At 59.8% G+C, this 16,583-nt stretch carries 14 protein-coding genes; 6 read left to right on the top strand and 8 right to left on the bottom strand.

Translation table 11 applies throughout. The features are described 5' to 3' along the window. Positions 1-35: 35 nt before the first annotated feature. From AC8GFZ_RS14675 to AC8GFZ_RS14660, 4 genes are all read right to left on the bottom strand, one after another. Positions 36-1,169, bottom strand: a complete 1,134-nt coding sequence (locus AC8GFZ_RS14675) for a branched-chain amino acid ABC transporter substrate-binding protein (RefSeq protein WP_506645652.1) — start codon at positions 1,167-1,169, stop codon at positions 36-38. A gap of 121 nt (positions 1,170-1,290) precedes the next feature. Then, positions 1,291-1,572, bottom strand: coding sequence for a hypothetical protein (locus tag AC8GFZ_RS14670; protein WP_506645651.1), 282 nt, complete (start codon positions 1,570-1,572; stop codon positions 1,291-1,293). Further along, positions 1,569-2,012: a DNA polymerase III subunit chi gene (locus tag AC8GFZ_RS14665; RefSeq protein ID WP_506645650.1), complete on the bottom strand. Its 444-nt coding sequence runs from the start codon at positions 2,010-2,012 to the stop codon at positions 1,569-1,571. Before AC8GFZ_RS14665 ends, AC8GFZ_RS14670 begins: the two co-directional genes overlap by 4 nt. Then, positions 2,012-3,460, bottom strand: coding sequence for a leucyl aminopeptidase (locus AC8GFZ_RS14660; RefSeq protein WP_506645649.1), 1,449 nt, complete (start codon positions 3,458-3,460; stop codon positions 2,012-2,014). Before AC8GFZ_RS14660 ends, AC8GFZ_RS14665 begins: the two co-directional genes overlap by 1 nt. Before the next feature lie 23 nt (positions 3,461-3,483). On the opposite strand from AC8GFZ_RS14660, the gene lptF reads away from it, so the two are divergent. From lptF to AC8GFZ_RS14635, 5 genes are read left to right on the top strand one after another with little or no spacing between them, the layout of a single operon-like run. Beyond that, a complete protein-coding gene (gene lptF, locus AC8GFZ_RS14655) occupies positions 3,484-4,587 on the top strand; it encodes an LPS export ABC transporter permease LptF (protein ID WP_506645648.1) in 1,104 nt (367 codons plus the stop codon). Further along, positions 4,584-5,693 carry an LPS export ABC transporter permease LptG gene (gene lptG, locus AC8GFZ_RS14650; RefSeq protein ID WP_506645647.1) on the top strand — a complete coding sequence of 370 codons (1,110 nt, stop codon included), beginning with the start codon at positions 4,584-4,586 and terminating at the stop codon, positions 5,691-5,693. The genes lptF and lptG overlap by 4 nt, the downstream gene beginning before the upstream one ends. Further along, positions 5,690-6,094 carry a sirohydrochlorin chelatase gene (locus AC8GFZ_RS14645; RefSeq protein ID WP_506645646.1) on the top strand — a complete coding sequence of 135 codons (405 nt, stop codon included), beginning with the start codon at positions 5,690-5,692 and terminating at the stop codon, positions 6,092-6,094. The genes lptG and AC8GFZ_RS14645 overlap by 4 nt, the downstream gene beginning before the upstream one ends. After that, positions 6,091-7,038, top strand: a complete 948-nt coding sequence (locus tag AC8GFZ_RS14640; RefSeq protein ID WP_506645645.1) for a CysB family HTH-type transcriptional regulator — start codon at positions 6,091-6,093, stop codon at positions 7,036-7,038. Before AC8GFZ_RS14645 ends, AC8GFZ_RS14640 begins: the two co-directional genes overlap by 4 nt. A gap of 12 nt (positions 7,039-7,050) precedes the next feature. Further along, positions 7,051-8,211: a pyridoxal phosphate-dependent aminotransferase gene (locus AC8GFZ_RS14635; RefSeq protein ID WP_506645644.1), complete on the top strand. Its 1,161-nt coding sequence runs from the start codon at positions 7,051-7,053 to the stop codon at positions 8,209-8,211. 28 nt (positions 8,212-8,239) lie between these two features. On the opposite strand, the gene hrpA is transcribed toward AC8GFZ_RS14635, so the two are convergent. Beyond that, complete coding sequence (hrpA, locus tag AC8GFZ_RS14630) at positions 8,240-12,058, bottom strand: ATP-dependent RNA helicase HrpA (RefSeq protein WP_506645694.1); 3,819 nt, start codon at positions 12,056-12,058, stop codon at positions 8,240-8,242. Between the two features lie 128 nt (positions 12,059-12,186). Here hrpA and argA point away from each other — a divergent pair, with 128 nt between their 5' ends. Next, the gene (gene argA, locus AC8GFZ_RS14625; RefSeq protein WP_506645643.1) at positions 12,187-13,536 is read left to right on the top strand and encodes an amino-acid N-acetyltransferase; all 1,350 of its coding nucleotides are present in this window, start codon (positions 12,187-12,189) and stop codon (positions 13,534-13,536) included. 142 nt (positions 13,537-13,678) lie between these two features. Here the strand turns inward: argA and AC8GFZ_RS14620 are convergent, their stop codons facing one another. From AC8GFZ_RS14620 to AC8GFZ_RS14610, 3 genes are all read right to left on the bottom strand, one after another. Then, positions 13,679-14,668: a DctP family TRAP transporter solute-binding subunit gene (locus AC8GFZ_RS14620; protein WP_506645693.1), complete on the bottom strand. Its 990-nt coding sequence runs from the start codon at positions 14,666-14,668 to the stop codon at positions 13,679-13,681. 122 nt (positions 14,669-14,790) lie between these two features. Then, positions 14,791-16,089 (bottom strand): TRAP transporter large permease, encoded by a 1,299-nt coding sequence (locus tag AC8GFZ_RS14615; RefSeq protein ID WP_506645642.1) that lies wholly within the window; start codon positions 16,087-16,089, stop codon positions 14,791-14,793. After that, positions 16,086-16,547, bottom strand: coding sequence for a TRAP transporter small permease (locus AC8GFZ_RS14610; protein WP_506645641.1), 462 nt, complete (start codon positions 16,545-16,547; stop codon positions 16,086-16,088). The genes AC8GFZ_RS14615 and AC8GFZ_RS14610 overlap by 4 nt, the downstream gene beginning before the upstream one ends. Positions 16,548-16,583 lie beyond the last annotated feature (36 nt).

The raw sequence follows: 16,583 nt of genomic DNA, 5'->3' as shown, positions 1-16,583 counted from the left end.
GGGCCTTTTTCAATGGTTGCGGGATCGGCCGCTGATCAGCGCACCACGGACAACATGTCGCGCTTGCCACCTTTGTAGGTGTACAAAGTCAATGCGCCGTTTTTCACATCGCCTTTGTCGTCAAAGGAAATGGTGCCGGTCACGCCTTTGTAGCCTGTGGTTTTGGCCAAAACGGGCAGGTATTTGGCTGGATCACTGGACTTGGCAGTGACCATGGCGTCCACCATCAAATTCACAGCGTCGTACACATAAGGTGCGTACAGCTTCACATCGTCATTGAAACGCTTTTTGTAGCGCACCCCAAAATCGTCCATGGCTTTTTTCTGTGTGCCTTCAACGCCGCCCGCTTCGGCGCACACCACTTGGCCATCGGCCATGGCGTCACCGGCCAATTTGGACAACTCACCGGTGCAAATACCATCACCGCCCATGAACTTGGCGCTCACGCCCAAGGACTTCATTTGCTTGAGCATGGGGCCGGCCACGGCATCCATGCCGCCAAAGAACACCACATCGGGCTTTTTGCCCTTGAGGGTGGTCAAGATGGGCATGAAGTCGGTGGCTTTGTCGTTGGTGAATTCGCGACCCACGATGGTGCCGCCAGCAGCCTTGACGGCCTTTTCAAACTCATCGGCCACGCCCTGTCCGTAAGCGGTGCGGTCATCGATGACAGCAATGTTTTTGCCCTTCATGGTTTTGACCGCATAGCGGCCCAAGGTGCCGCCCAAGTGAACGTCATCGGCCACCACACGGAAGGTGGTTTTGTAGCCCTGGCGGGTGAATTTGGGGTTGGTGGCCGAGGGGGAGATTTGGGGAATACCGGCATCGCTGTAAATTTTGGACGCCGGGATGGAGGTGCCCGAATTCAAGTGGCCAATGACGCCATTGACCTTGCCGTCCACCAATTTTTGCGCCGCTGCTGCGCCTTGTTTGGGATCGGCCGCATCGTCTTCGGCAATCAATTCAAATTTCACCTTGGCGCCACCAATGCTGATGCCCTTGGCATTCAAGTCTTCAATGGCCAAACGCGCACCGTTCTCGTTGTCTTTGCCCAGGTGGGCAATGGCGCCACTGATGGGGCCCACATGGCCAATTTTCACCACGGTTTGGGCTTGTGCCGACACCGCCAACAAAGCGGCCGAAACCAGGAGGGAGTACTTGATCAACATGGGGGTTCCTTTCAAAGGGTTGTACCGAACGGGTGGTGCACAAAATATAACCCATGGTTTGCTTTGTGGGCGCCAAGGTGAGCCAATAACCTGGGCCATGGCATGCCATCCATCCAGTGGTTTAGGGATTTTTGAATGCCGACTTGTCGGTTTCGGCAGGGTCTGCCAAACCTGGCTGAAGGGGGCTTTGCTGCAAATGCGCGCGCACGGTGGCGCGGATCAAATCGGGCAATTGGGCCAACAACTGGTCGGTCACCATCATGCACAAACGGGTTTCGTCCAGGGCCGAGGGAAAAGGCTGGGCTGGGGAATGCGCTGCTGGCGCTTGGATCGGGGCCTGGTTCAGCGCAATTTCTTGGGTCAGGGTGGGCACCCATGATGGGGGTGGTTCTGTGGGGTTCATGGCGCAGTGGAAGTGGGCGAGGCATCGTGCCGGGTCAAGCGGTGCTGGGCTTGGTCGTAGGCACGCCAGCGCTGCCTGGCTTGGGCCCGCTCGGCCTCAGCCAAACCCACCACTTCAATCACCCTTTCATAGTGGGTGTACTCAGTGGGGATTTCCGCAAACAAGTTGAGCAGCATCGGTGGGGTCTGACCGGGGTCTGGCCGGGTCAATGTTTCGCACAACACAATGGGGCTGCACATCAGCACTTCAGCCGGCGCATCGGCCCAAGCATGGGGCACGAATTCGGTGGGTGACAAGGCCCACAACTGCTGGTCGATGTCTTGCAAGCGCTCTCGGGACCCCGTCACCGTGACCCGCGCGCCCCGGGCATGGGCCTTGCGCAACAAACGGCAACAGTAGTCCGTGGGTTGGCTGACATTGAAGTGGAATGCCACTTCCATCAGCGCCCGCCAGCCTCTGCTTGGGACAGCAAGTAATGCAGCAGCAAACCCACGGGTCGTCCGGTGGCGCCTTTGGCCGCGCCACTTTTCCAGGCGGTGCCGGCGATGTCCAAATGGGCCCAGGGAAAGTCCGTGGCAAAGCGCTGCAAAAATTTAGCAGCAGTGACCGAGCCCGCAGCCCGGTCTGCCACGTTGGCCACATCGGCAAAATTGGATTTCAAGCCCTCGGCATAGGCCTCGTCCAAAGGCATGCGCCAACACAGGTCTTGGGCGGCTTCGCCCGCCGTTTCCAGGGCTTTGGCCAGGCCATCGTCGGTGGCATACAGGCCGCTGCGCACATGGCCCAAAGCGATCACACAAGCGCCTGTCAAAGTGGCAATGTCAATCACCGCGCTGGGCTTGAAGCGCTTGGCGTAGGTCAGGGCATCGCACAAAATCAAGCGGCCTTCTGCGTCGGTATTGAGGATTTCAATGGTTTGCCCGCTCATGCTGGTGACCACATCACCGGGCTTCAAGGCGCGGCCATCGGGCATGTTTTCGCAAGCGGGGATCAAACCCACCACATTGATGGCCGGTTGCAATTTGGCCAGGGCCATGAAGGTGCCCATCACGCTGGCGGCGCCACACATATCAAACTTCATTTCGTCCATGCCGGCACCGGGCTTGAGCGAGATGCCACCGGTGTCAAAGGTGATGCCCTTGCCCACCAACACCACCGGCGCCTTGGACTTGGCCGCCCCGTTGTAGTGCATCACAATGAAGCGCAAGGGTTCTGTGGAGGCCTGGGCCACGGCGGCGAATGAGCCCATGCCCAGCTTGGCCACCTCTTTGGGTCCCATAACCTGGACGCGCATGCGCCGCTGCTTGCCCAAACTTTGTGCTGCTTTGGCCAGCATGCTGGGGGTGGCGTGGTTGGCGGGTCGGTTGCCCCACTCTTTGGCCCACTCCACGCCTTCAACCAGGGCTTGCTGGCGGGCAAACTCGGTTTTGTGCTTGACCGCATCGGGCATGGCCAGGGTGACCCGCTTGAGGTTGCGCGCCTTGGCGCTGGGTTTGGTGGTGGTGAACACATAGCTGGCATCGGCCAGGGCCTGCATGGCGGGACCCACCAATGGGGTCGCAGACTCCGGTACCCAGACGGTGATGGCCTCGGGTTTGGCCCCCTTCAACACCCCCCAGGCGGCGGTCAGGGCTTGGCGAACCTGGGCTGCACCTGCACTGCCCGCGCCCACAAAACAAACCCGTTTGGCAGCCCAAGCTGGGGCCTCAAACAAAGAGACATGAAAGCCGACTTGGGTGGAAAAATCCCCGTTTTTGAGATGCCGGGTCAACCAATCGGCCAAAGGACCGCGTGCGGGCTTGAGCCCGTCAGGAACCAGGACCACCAAAGCATCGGTTTTGTGGCTGTGGACGGCATTGGATGAAAGCGTGAGCAAGCTGAAGTTCATAATCGGGTTTTCCTCTGCACGGTATGTTATTCGATTCCAGTCTCAAACAAGAGCTCAACCGCAGCTTTGGCGCCACCTTGGTGGTGCTGGTCACGGTGGTGATGACCATGGTGCTGATCCGCACCCTGGGTCTGGCGTCCAATGGCAATGTCAACCCCGCAGAGGTCAGCCTGGTGCTGGGTTTCACGGTTCTGGGCTATTTGCCCACCGTCTTCACACTCAGCCTGTTTGTGGCCATGGTCAGCACCTTGTCTCGGTTGTACCGCGACAGCGAAATGGTCATTTGGCTCACCAGTGGTCAAGGCCTGGTGCAACTGTTACGCCCCTTGTGGCAATTTGGCTGGCCGCTGATTTTGATCGTCGCCGCCCTGGTTTTGTGGGTCTGGCCCTGGAGCAACCAACAGGTCCAAGAGCTGCGCGAGCGCTATGAAAAACGTGGCGACTTGGAGCGCGTCACCCCTGGGCAATTTCAATCCTCGGCCTCTGGGCAGCGGGTGTTTTTCATCGAAAAAGACCAAGTCGGCGATTTGCAAGGCAAAAACGTTTTCATCTCCATCACCGACGCCGACAAAACCGTGATCGCCACGGCGCGCACGGGCCTCATCGATGTGCGTGACGACGAGCGCTTTTTGGTCTTGGAAAATGGCCAAAGGCTGGAGCGCCGACATGCCAACCAAGAACTCACCTTGGCCGAGTTTGAAACCTATGCCACCCGCATCAGCCGCACCCTGATCGATCCAAGCCAACTGTCGGCCAAGATGCTCACCCTGGATGAGTTGTTGATCCAGCCTAACCTAGAAAACCAGGCTGAATTGGTGTGGCGTTTGGGCAGCATCTTGGCCTGTTTCAATTTCATCTTATTGGCCTTGTTGGTGGCGCAATTCAACCCGCGCTCGGGGCGCAGCTTGCAGTTGATGCTGGCCTTGTTTTCATTTTTGGTCTACACCAACATGATCAACATTGGCAAAGCTTGGGTGGTCAACCACAAAGTCACCCCCCTGGGGTTTGCCTTGGCTTTGCACGGGGGGGTGCTGGTGCTGGCCTTGGCCGGTGTGTGGATCAGGCACCACCAATGGTCTTGGCGCCATTGGCTGCCGGCCCGATCCTTGGCTAGGACCACGCCATGAAAACCATGCGCCGGCTGATTTATACCGAGGTCTTGACCGCCGTGGGTTTTGTGACCTTGGCATTTTTGGGCTTGTTTTTCTTTTTCGACTTGGTTGAAGACCTGCAAAACGTGGCCGGACGCCATTCGCCCAACTACCAACTCAACCATGCTTTGCTCTATGTGGCACTGCTGATCCCCATCCATGTGTATGAGTTGATGCCGATCACGGTGCTCATTGGCTGCATTTTTGTCATGGCGCGAATGGCCCAATCGTCGGAGTTCACCATTTTGCGCACCAGTGGCATGGGCCCTGGCTTGGCCTTGCGCCACTTGATGCTGTTGGGCTTGTTGTTTGCCCTGCTGACATTTGTCATGGGCGACCACATCGCCCCCTGGTGCGAGCGCGAAGGCCGCTTGCTCAAGTCGCGCTTTGAAGGCGGTGTTTTGCACATCGGTCAAAACGGTGCTTGGCTCAAAGAGAAACAAAAACACAGCCAGTTCGCCGTCAACGTGGGGGCCATCAACGGCGAGGGCCAAATGCGCGACATCCGGCTTTATGAATTTTCATCCAGTGGGCGCTTGATCTCGCACACCTTGGCGCAAAAGGGCCGCATCGCCAACACCGGTGGGTGGGTATTGATCGATGTGGCACGCAGCGAGTTCGGCCCCAGCCAAGAGACCCCCAAGCCCGTCGCCCAAAGCCAATTGCCCGACATGCTGTGGCCCTCAGACATCAGCCAAGACATGGTCACCGTGGCCTTGATCAAACCCGAACGCATGGGCATTTGGGACTTGTTTCACTACGTGCGCCATTTGGAAAACAACGCGCAAACCGCGCAACGGTATGAAATTGAGTTTTGGAAAAAGGTGTTCTATCCCTTGAGTTGCTTGGTCATGGTGGTGCTGGCCCTGCCCTTTGCTTACCTGCACATGCGCAATGTCAATATCGCCACCTATGTGTTCATTGGGGTGATGTTTGGGGTGAGTTTTTTCTTGCTGAACAACATGTTTGGTCATATCGGCAACTTGAACCAATGGACCCCATGGCTGGCTGCGGCCTTACCGGGCATGATTTATTCCCTGATGTCGCTGGGCGCATTTGCCTGGCTGGTGTTGCGCCAATGACCGCCATCGTTTTATTCGCCCATGGTTCCCGCGACCCGGCGTGGCAGCGCCCGATGCTGGCCGTGGCCCAGCGCATCCGTGACCTGGCCCCCACCATGTGGGTGGCTTGCGCCTATTTGGAATTGACCGAGCCCAGCCTGCCACAAGCCGTGGCCCAAGCGGTGGAGGCGGGGCATGTGCAGATCCGCGTGGTGCCCATGTTCTTGGGCGTGGGTAAACATGTGCGCGAAGACCTGCCCATCTTGATGGCGCAGTTGCAAGCTCAACACCCCCATGTGCAGTTTGACCTGCAAGCAGCGGTGGGCGAGCAAGCGGCAGTGCTCGACACCTTGGCCTTGGCCGCCACGATGGACATGGGCTTGCAGCCCGCTCCTTCTCAACCCGCCAAAGCGCCCCCATGAACCTGCACCAATTCAAATTTGTCCAAGAGGCGGTGCGGCGCAACCTGAACTTGACCGAAGCGGCCAAAGCCTTGCACACCTCACAACCCGGTGTCTCCAAAGCCATTTTGGAGTTGGAACATGAGCTGGGCATCGACATCTTCACCCGCCACGGCAAACGCCTCAAACGCGTCACCGAGCCCGGCCAACAAGTGCTGCACAGCATTGAGCGCATCTTGGCCGAGGTGAACAACCTCAAACGCATTGGTGAGGAATACAGCCAGCAAGACCGTGGCACCTTGTCGATTGCCGCCACCCACACCCAAGCCCGGTATGTGTTGCCCAAGCCTGTGGCTCAGTTGCGCACCACTTACCCGCTGGTCAATGTCAGCATGCACCAAGGTGCGCCCGCTCAAGTGGCCCAAATGGTGCTCGACGAAGTGGCTGAACTGGGCATGGCCACCGAGTCCCTGGCCGATTACCCCGATTTGGTCACCCTGCCCTGTTATTCATGGGAACATGTGTTGGTGCTGCCCTTGGGCCATCCCTTGGTGGACCAGCCCCTGAGCTTGGCCGCCTTGGCCGAACAGCCCTTGGTCACCTACCACCCGTCTTTCACAGGGCGCACCCGCATCGACAACGCTTTTGCCAAAGCCCATTTGCAGCCGCGTGTGGCTTTGGAGGCCATCGACTCGGATGTGATCAAAACCTATGTCCGGCTGGGCATGGGGGTGGGCATCGTGGCCGAAATGGCCATGAACGAGAAAAACGAGGAAGACCTGGTGTCTCGCCCCTTGGGCCACTTGCTCGGCCACAATGTGGCCCGCGTGGCCTTCAAGCGCGGCGCTTATTTGAGGAATTTTGTGCTTGAATTTGCCCACATGCTGAACCCTTCCCTGACCCACCAAGCCCTGCAAGACGCCATGCAAACGCCTTGGATGGCCCCTGCCCACAACCCATCTTGACCTTTTTTGACCATGACACCGATTCTTGACACCAAACTGCCCAACGTGGGCACCACCATCTTCACCGTCATGTCGGCCTTGGCCACCGAACACCAAGCGGTCAATCTGGGCCAAGGCTTTCCAGACTTTGGCTGCGACCCGGCCTTGATCGATGCGGTCAGTGACGCGATGCGCGAAGGCCTGAACCAATACCCTTCCATGCTGGGTGTGTTGGAGTTGCGCCAAGCCATCGCCCAAAAAATCCACACCCTGTATCAAAAGCAGTACGACCCCGTGGCGGAAATCACCGTCACCGCTGGGGCCACCCAGGCCATCATCAATGCCATCTTGGCGGTGGTGCGCGCCGGTGATGAGGTGATCGTGCTCGAACCCTGCTACGACAGCTACATCCCCAACATTGAACTCGCCGGCGGCACCGTGGTGCGGGTGCCGCTCACCCCGGGGAGCTTTCGGCCGGACTTTGACCGCATCAGCGCTGCCATCACCCCGCGCACCCGCGCCATGTTGATCAACTCGCCGCACAACCCCAGCGCCACGGTGTGGAGCGATGCCGACATGCTGCGGCTGCAAGAAATCCTCGCCCCCACCCAGGTACTGCTGATCAGCGACGAGGTGTATGAACACATGGTCTACGCCCCGCTGGTGCACCGCAGCGCCGCTTCTTACCCGGGCTTGGCCGAACGCGCTTTCATCATCTCGAGCTTTGGCAAAACCTACCATGTCACCGGTTGGAAAGTGGCCTATTGCGCCGCTCCGCCCAGTTTGACCGCTGAGTTTCGCAAGGTGCACCAGTTCAATGTGTTCACCGTCAACACACCGGTGCAGCATGGTTTGGCGCGCTTCATGGAACGCACCGAGCCCTACATGGGCTTGCCCGCTTTTTATGCCCGCAAGCGCGATCTGTTCCGCGCAGGGTTGGAACGCACCGCCTTCAAGCTGCTGCCCAGCGAGGGCAGCTACTTTCAATGTGTGCGCATTGACGAGCTGAAAGTGGCCGAAAAAAACCTGAGTGAGAGCGACTTTTGCCAGTGGCTCACGCGCGAGGTGGGCGTGGCCGCCATTCCCTTGTCGGCTTTTTATGCCGATGGCTTTGACCAGCGGGTGATTCGCTTTTGCTTTGCGAAAAAGGACGAAACCTTGAACCTGGCTTTGGAGCGCTTGGCCCGCCTTTGAACTTGGCTCACCACTGCGCTTGAAAGGCTCAGTGGTTAAGCTGGGCCCAGGCTTTGTCCAAACGCTTGCTGCTGACCGGTTGCGGGGTGCGCAACTCCTGGGCAAAAAAGCTCACCCTCAATTCCTCGAGCAGCCAGCGAAACTCCAGCATGCGCTCATCGGCCACGCCTTTGCGCTCGGCCACCAAGCGCCAATAGCGCTGCTCTTGGGGTTTCAACTCGCCCAAGCGCTGGGCATCCCGGGCCGGGTCGGCGCGCCATTTGTCCAAGCGCAACACCACCGCTTTGAGGTAGCGCGCAAAGTGCTGCAACTGCGGCCAGGGGGTGGCAGCCACAAAGTTTTTGGGCATCAAGCGCTGCAACTGCTGGGCGCAGTCGGCCGTGGCCTCGGGGGCGTTTTTGGTGTCTTTGATCTTGCGCACCGCCAAGGCGTATTCGGCCAACACCGCACCCACCAAGCGCGCCACCTCTTGGGCGATCAGGGTCAAACGACCACGCCCATCGGCCAGTCGGCGTTGAAAAGCAGCGGCGTCGCTGGGCAAGGGGTCGAGCAAAAAGGCCCGGTCAAAAGCCACATCCAAAATTTGACCGCGCAGCTCTTCCACGCTGCCCAGGGGCATGTAGGCAACCGCCATTTTTTGCAAGTCGGGGATGTTTTTTTCCAGGTACTTCAGCGCATCTTTGATTTGCAAGGCAAACAAACGCCGCAGGCCGGCATGGTGTTTGGCGGCGGCCATTTCGGGCTCGTCAAAGACCTCGATGCACACGCCGTCCCCCGCATCGACCAAGGCCGGGAAACCCACCAACACCTGCCCAGACTTGCGAATTTCCATCAGCTCGGGCAATTCGCCAAAGTCCCAGCCGGTGTACTTTTGATCGCTGGACGCGGCCCCGTTGGAGCGGCCTGCGCCGGGTATGGCCTGCGCTGGCGGGTGGCTTGGCCCCGGTGAGGTCCCCATGGCGGGCTTGGCATCGGAGGCCTTGGTGGACTGATCATCAGGGGCCGCTGGGGCCAGGGTTTTGAGTTGGGCCAAGGCCTGAAACGCCCCACGGGCTTGGCTGCCCCATTCGGCTTTGAGCGCACCCAGGTTGCGGCCCATGCCCAACTGCCGACCGTGCTCGTCGATGAGCCGCAGGTTCATGAAAAAGTGCGGGCTGAGCATGTCCAACTTGAAGTCCGCGCGTTTGACATCCAGGCTGGTTTCGCTGCGCACCCGGGCCAACAAGGCATCGGTCAAGGAGCCCAAGCCAAAGGCTTCGTTCTCGCCCATGGCTTGCGCCAGCCTGGCCGCGGCTTCTGGCAGGGGCACAAAACGCGAACGCGGTTTTTGCGGCAGGCTTTTGAGCAAGGCTTGGATCTTGTCTTTGAGCATGCCCGGCACCAGCCATTCGGTGCGCTCTTCGCTGACTTGGTTAAGCACAAACAAGGGCACGCTCACAGTGATGCCGTCACGCGCGTCCCCCGGCGCATGCAAATACTCGGCGCGACAGTCCACGCCACCCAAACGCAGGGCATTGGGAAAGGCCTGTGCGGTGACACTTTGGGCGCTGTGGCGCATCAGGTCTTCGCGGCCCATTTGCATAACCTCGGCCTGGACAGCGCGTGCTTTTTCATACCACTGCTGCAAGCTGCGCCGGCTGTTGACATGGGCCGGCAGTTGGGCCTCGTAAAAAGCCTCGATGATCGCGTCATCCACCAACACATCTTGGCGGCGCGACTTGTGCTCCAAGGCCTCGACCTGGGCCAATAAGCGCTGGTTGGCGCGCAAAAAAGGCCAATCCCCATCGAGTTGACCGTCAACCAAGGCTTCGCGGATGAAGATTTGCCGCGCACCCGCCTCGTCCACCCGGGCATAGGGCTTGCGCCGGCCGCTGTAAACCACCAAACCATACAAGGTGGCTCGCTCCATGGCCAGCACGTCCCCACTGCGTTTGTCCCAATGCGGGTCCAGCATTTGGCGCCGCAGCAAATGCTCGGACACCTGCTCCAGCCATGTGGGGTCGAGTTGCGCCAAACCGCGGCCAAACAAGCGCGAGGTCTCCACCAGCTCGGCGCACACCACCCAGCGACCCGGTTTTTTCTTCAGCCGGTTGCCGGGGTGGGGGTAAAAGCGGATTCCCCTGGCCCCCAAGTAGGCCTCATCGTCATCGGGCTTGAAGCCGATGTTGCCCAGCAAGCCCGACAACAAAGACAGGTGCAGTTGCTCGTGGCTGGCCGGTGCGCTGTTGCGCGTCCAGCGCTGCTCGGTGACCACCGTGACCAGTTGCGCATGCACATCGCGCCATTCGCGCCAGCGCCGCACATGGATGAAGCTTTGTTTGAGCAGGTTTTCCAGCTTGCGCTGGCTCAATTTGTCCTCGCCCACCCGGTGCGACTCGATCCAATCCCACAAGCGCAGGTAGCTGACAAATTCGCTCTTGTCGTCGTCAAAACGGGCATGGGCTTGGTCGGCTGCCGCGCGCGACTCGGGCGGGCGTTCGCGCACGTCCTGGATGCCCATGGCGGACGCAATGATCAGCACCTCGCTCAAGGACTGGCGCTGGCGCGCTTCCAGCACCATGCGCCCCACCCGCGGGTCCAGCGGCAAACGCGCCAGGGCGCGGCCCAATTCGGTGAGTTGGTTTTGCTCATCCACCGCCGCCAGCTCAGACAGCAGTTGGTAGCCATCGGCAATGGCCTTGGGCCGGGGCGCCTCTAAAAATGGGAACTCGGCCACCTCGCCCAGGTGCAGCGACTTCATGCGCAAAATCACGCCGGCCAAAGAGCTGCGCAGGATTTCCGGCTCGGTGAAGGCCGGTCGGGTGATCAGGTCTTTCTCTTCGTACAAGCGGATGCACACGCCTTCGGCCACCCGGCCACAACGGCCGCTGCGCTGGTTGGCGGCAGCTTGGCTGATGGGCTCGATGAGCAACTGCTCGACCTTGCTGCGAAAGCTGTAACGCTTGATGCGGGCGGTGCCCGCGTCGATCACGCAACGGATGCCCGGCACCGTCAGTGAGGTTTCGGCCACATTGGTGGCCAACACCACCCGGCGTTCATGGTGCGGGGCAAACACGCGCTCCTGATCGGCCTGGGACAAGCGTGAATACAGAGGCAAGACCTCGCTGCCACGCAAGGCCGGTTGGCGCGTCAAATGGCCGCGCAAATGGTCGGCCGCATCACGGATTTCGCGCTCACCGGGCAAAAACACCAGCACATCGCCCTGCCCGCGTGGGTCGCGCCACAGCTCGTCCAAGGCATCGGCAATCGCCTCGTTCAACCCATATTCGCGGCTGTCTTCAAAGGGGCGGTAGCGAAGTTCCACCGGGTAGGTCCGACCCGACACCATGATCACGGGTGCAGGACCGTGGGCCGAGGCAAAGTGCTTGGCAAACCGATCGGCATCGATGGTGGCCGAGGTGACGATGATTTTCAAATCGGGGCGGCGCGGCAAAATTTGCCGCAAATAGCCGAGCAAGAAATCAATGTTCAAGCTGCGCTCATGGGCCTCGTCGATGATCAAGGTGTCATAGGCCAGCAGCAAGGGATCGGTTTGCGTCTCGGCCAGCAAAATGCCATCGGTCATCAGCTTGACCGAGGCGCCCGGGCTCAAGCGGTCTTGGAAGCGAATTTTGTACCCCACCACCTCGCCCAAGGGGGTTTGCAGCTCGTCGGCAATGCGCCGCGCGACGGTGGTGGCCGCAATCCGGCGGGGCTGGGTGTGGCCAATCATGCGCGGTTTTTGGCCCGCTGGCGTGTGGCAAGCGCCACGGCCCAGCGCCAGGGCCATCTTGGGCAATTGGGTGGTTTTGCCCGAACCGGTTTCGCCGCAAACGATCACCACCGGATGCTGGGCGATGGCGGCCATGATGTCTTCGCGCCGCAAGGAGACGGGCAGTTCGGGGGGGAATTCAATCTTCAATGGGCGCGACCAAGCCGGGAGAGGTTCTGGGTGACAATCGTTAATTATCCGCTGAGCAAACGTTCCCACACCCCATGTCGACCGTTTTTAACTTCACCTTTGTGCCCTGGTTTCGATCGGTGGCGCCCTATATCCACATGCACCGCGGCAAAACCTTTGTCGTGGGCATTGCGGGCGAAGCCATTGCGGCTGGCAAATTGCCCAACCTGGTGCAAGACCTGGCCTTGATCCAAAGCATGGGCGTCAAGGTGGTGTTGGTGCACGGCTTTCGGCCCCAAGTCAACGAGCAACTGCTGGCCAAAGGGCATTCACCCCAGTATGTGAATGGCCTGCGCATCACCGACAGCGTAGCGCTGGACTGCGCCCAAGAGGCCGCGGGTCAACTGCGCTACGAAATCGAGGCGGCGTTCAGCCAAGGCCTGCCCAACACCCCCATGGCCGGTGCCACGGTGCGGGTGATGTCGGGCAACTTCATCACCGCCCGCCCGGTGGGCGTGGTCGACGGGGTGGACTTCCAACATTCGGGCGTGGTGCGCAAAGTGGACGTGCAAGGCATCACCCAAACCCTGCACGCGGGGGCGGTGGTGCTGCTCTCGCCCTTTGGTTTTTCGCCGACGGGCGAGGCCTTCAACCTCACCATGGAAGAAGTCGCCACCTCGGTGGCCTGCGCCTTGCAGGCCGATAAATTGATTTTTGTGACCGAAACCCCCGGCATCCGGGTGCGGCCCCAGGACCCTGCGGGTGAAGACAACCCGATCGACACCGAGTTGCCGCTGGCCGCCGCCGAGGCCTTGCTTTCCCAACTGCCCCCAGCCCAACTGCCCACCGACATCCCTTTTTACCTGCAGCATTGCGTGACAGCCTGCAAGCAAGGGGTGGAGCGCAGCCACATCCTGCCGTTTGCGGTCGATGGGGCTTTGTTGCTCGAGGTCTATGTACACGACGGCATTGGCACCATGGTGGTGGACGAAAAATTAGAAAGCCTGCGCGAAGCCACCCATGAAGACGTGGGCGGCATCTTGCAATTGATCGAGCCGTTTGAGCGCGACGGCACCTTGGTCAAGCGCGACCGCACCGAGATCGAGCGCGACATTGGCCAGTACACGGTGATCGAGCATGACGGCGTCATCTTCGCCTGCGCCGCCATGTACCCCTACCCAGAAGCGCATTGCGCCGAATTGGCCGCCCTCACCGTCTCGCCCGCGTCCCAAGGCCAGGGCGATGGCGAGAAGGTGCTCAAACGCATCGAGCAACGCTGCCGCGCCCAAGGCATTCAGCACATTTTTGTGCTGACCACCCGCACCATGCACTGGTTTTTGAAACGCGGTTTTGTGCAAGCCGATATCGACGCGCTGCCCGAAGCGCGCAAGCGCAAATACAACTGGGACCGCAAAAGCGTGGTCTTGGTCAAAAAGCTGTCTTGACCTGACTGGCCCACCTCGGGCGACAGTGCTGCCACAGCCCCACCATCATTTGCGTCTGTCGCCACAACAAAAAAGGGCCCCTCACGGGGCCCTTTGGCATTCCATCAGCTTGCCCAACGCAAGCTTGATGGGTGTCGCAAACTCACTTGACGTTGGCCAAGGTCTTTTCGGCTTTGGCCACCAAGTTGTTGCCAATCTGGGGCTTCCACTTGGTATATACCGCGCGGGTGGCGGTGACAAACTGCTCGCGCTGTGAAGCGGTGGGCACCACCACCTTCACACCCAGGGCTTCGATGTCTTTCAACAAGGGGCGACCGGCTTCGACCAAACCGGCGCGGGCCAAGGCGATTTCTTGCTTGCCGGCATCCACGGCGGCTTGGCGCACGATGTCGCGGTCTTGCGCCGTCCAGCTGTTCCAAATTTCTTTGTTGGCCACAAACACCAGCGGGTCGATCATGTAGCCCCACATGGTGACGTTCTTCTGGCCCACGGTGTGCAGCTTGGCTGCAGTGAAGATGGAAACCGGGTTTTCTTGACCATCAATCGCGCCCGAGGACAAGGCGGGTTGGGCATCGGCCCAGCTCATTTGCACCGGGTTGGCACCCAGGGCGGTGAACATGTCGATGAACAGGGGTGAACCCACGACGCGGATTTTCAAACCCTTGAGGTCGGCCGGTGTGTTGATTTCACGCTTGGAATTGGTCAGTTCGCGAAAACCGTTTTCGCCCCAGGCCAAGGGCACCACGCCCGATTTGTCCAAAATGGCAAAAATGTCTTTGCCCACCTCGCCGCCGGTCAGGGCGTCAAGGGAAGCGTAGTCTTTGATCAAAAACGGCAGCGAGAACAGGTTGAGCTCTTTCACCTGGGGCGACCAGTTGATGGACGAGCCAATGGCCAGATCGATCACACCTTGGCGAATCGCGGTGAATTCACGGGTTTGGTCGCCATTGATCAGCGACACGCCGGGATACATCTTGATGTTGATGCGGCCCTGGGTGCGCTCGCGCACCAAATTGGCCCAAATTTCGCCGCCCTTGCCCCAGGGAAAAGCGGTGCCCACCACGGTGGACATGCGGTACTCGGCTTTGTAGCCGGCAGGCAAAGCCTGTTGGGCTTGGGCGGTCAAGCCCATCAGACCCAGTCCCAAGCACAAGGCGTTGAGCCAATGGCGGCGAGTGGAAGGTTTGTTCATGTGGTCTCCTGATAAAAAAGGGTTCAAGCCCCGTTGAAAAATTCGTGATGGGTTTGCGCGAGTCAATACCCCAGGTACTGAGGCAGCCACAAAGCCAAAGGCGGGAAAAACAGCACAGCCAGCATGCTGATCGTCATGGCCAGCACCAGCCACCACACCCAAGGAAAAGTTTGCTCCATCGACACGCCGGCCATTTTGCATGAAACCATCAGGTTGACCGCCATCGGAGGGGTGAACTGGCCCACCGCTACCATCATGGTCAGCAAAATGCCAAACCACACCGGGTCCCATTGATAGGCACGCATCAAGGGCATGACCAAGGGCACAAAAATCAAGAAGATCGACACCCCGTCCAAAAACATGCCCACTACCAACAGCAAAGCCACCAGCAACAACAAGGCGCCGGTGGACCCCAAGCCGGTTTGCAAAATCGCCTGGGTGATGGGGTCAATGATGCTCAAGGTGTTGACCGAATAGGCAAAGATGGAGGCCAAGCCGATGATGAGCAAAATCACCGCAGAAATTTCGGCCGCTTCCTTGAAGATGGGGAACAAATCGGCCACTTTGATGGTGCGGTGCACCAGCATGCCCACAAACAAGCCATAGGCCACGGCCACGGCCGCTGCCTCGGTGGGGGTGAACCAACCCATGCGCATGCCGCCCAAAATCAAAAATGGCGCCATCAAGCCCCAAAAGGCTTCGCGCATGCTGGCCCAAAAAGGGGGACACTCTTGGCTGGCTTCGCCTTGGCCCAGTCCGTGGCGGCGCGACAGCCAAATGGTTGGCAATATCAAAGCCAGACCTGCCAAGATGCCCGGCACCATGCCAGCCGCAAACAAAGCCGGCACCGAAGCCCCGGGCACCAGCACGCTGTAGACGATCAAGGCAATCGACGGTGGGATCAAGATGTCGGTGGCTGCCGCCGCGCCAATCACCGAAGCTGAAAACGCAGAGGGGTAGCCGGCGCGGGCCATGGCCGCGATCATCACGCCACCCACAGCCGCCGCGTTGGCCGGGCCAGAGCCCGAAATGCCGCCCAAAAACATCGCCACCATGATGGCCACCACCGGCAGCATGCCGGGGCCGCGCCCAATGATGGCCACGGCAAAGTTCACCAAGCGCTGGGCCACGCCGGAGCGGTCAAAGATCGAGCCCACCAGCACAAACATCGGCAGCGCGAGCAAGGGGTATTTGGTCAGCGAGGCATAAAAGTTTTGCGGCACCGCCAGCAAGCCAAAGTGAGCGGTGTCCAAGTTGGCCAGGCCGATGGCCAAGACGCCACCCAAACCCAGGGCCACACCAATGGGCACACCGGCCAACATCAGCACCACGAAACTGACGAAGAGCAAAGCACCGATCATGGGTGGCCCCGCAGGCGCTTGAAACGCTGCAACGCTCGGGTGCAGACCACGCCACAAAAAATGGGCAGCCACACCGAATACCACCACTTGGGCACGCCAATGGCGGGGGAGGTTTCGTCATAACGGAACTCGTCCCAGGCCATTTGCGCCGACAACACGCCCATGATCGCAAACAACAGGGCATTGGTCAGGGCCGACAGCAAGGCCAAGCGGTGCTGGCGCTGGGCGGTGCCTCTGTCAAAGAAATACTCCACCCGGATGTGGGTGTCACGCACCAAGGCGGCGGCACTGCCCGCCATGGCCAGCAACAGCATCAAGATGCAAGAAATCTCTTCGGTCCAGGCAAAAGATTGGTCGGTGAAATAACGCACCACCACATTGACCAGGGTGATCAACAGCAAAACGGCCAGCAATCCCGCGCCCAGGCGGTCTTCAAGGGATGAGGATGGGGAGTTCATGGGTCGGATGGCGATGCCAACGCTTCAAAGCCCGTG

The sequence above is a fragment of the Limnohabitans rimovensis (SeqCode) genome (assembly GCF_965234775.1).
GTDB lineage: Bacteria > Pseudomonadota > Gammaproteobacteria > Burkholderiales > Burkholderiaceae_C > Limnohabitans > Limnohabitans rimovensis.
The sequence above is the reverse complement of the archived record's forward strand: the minus strand, read 5'-3'. Positions and strand labels throughout refer to the sequence as shown.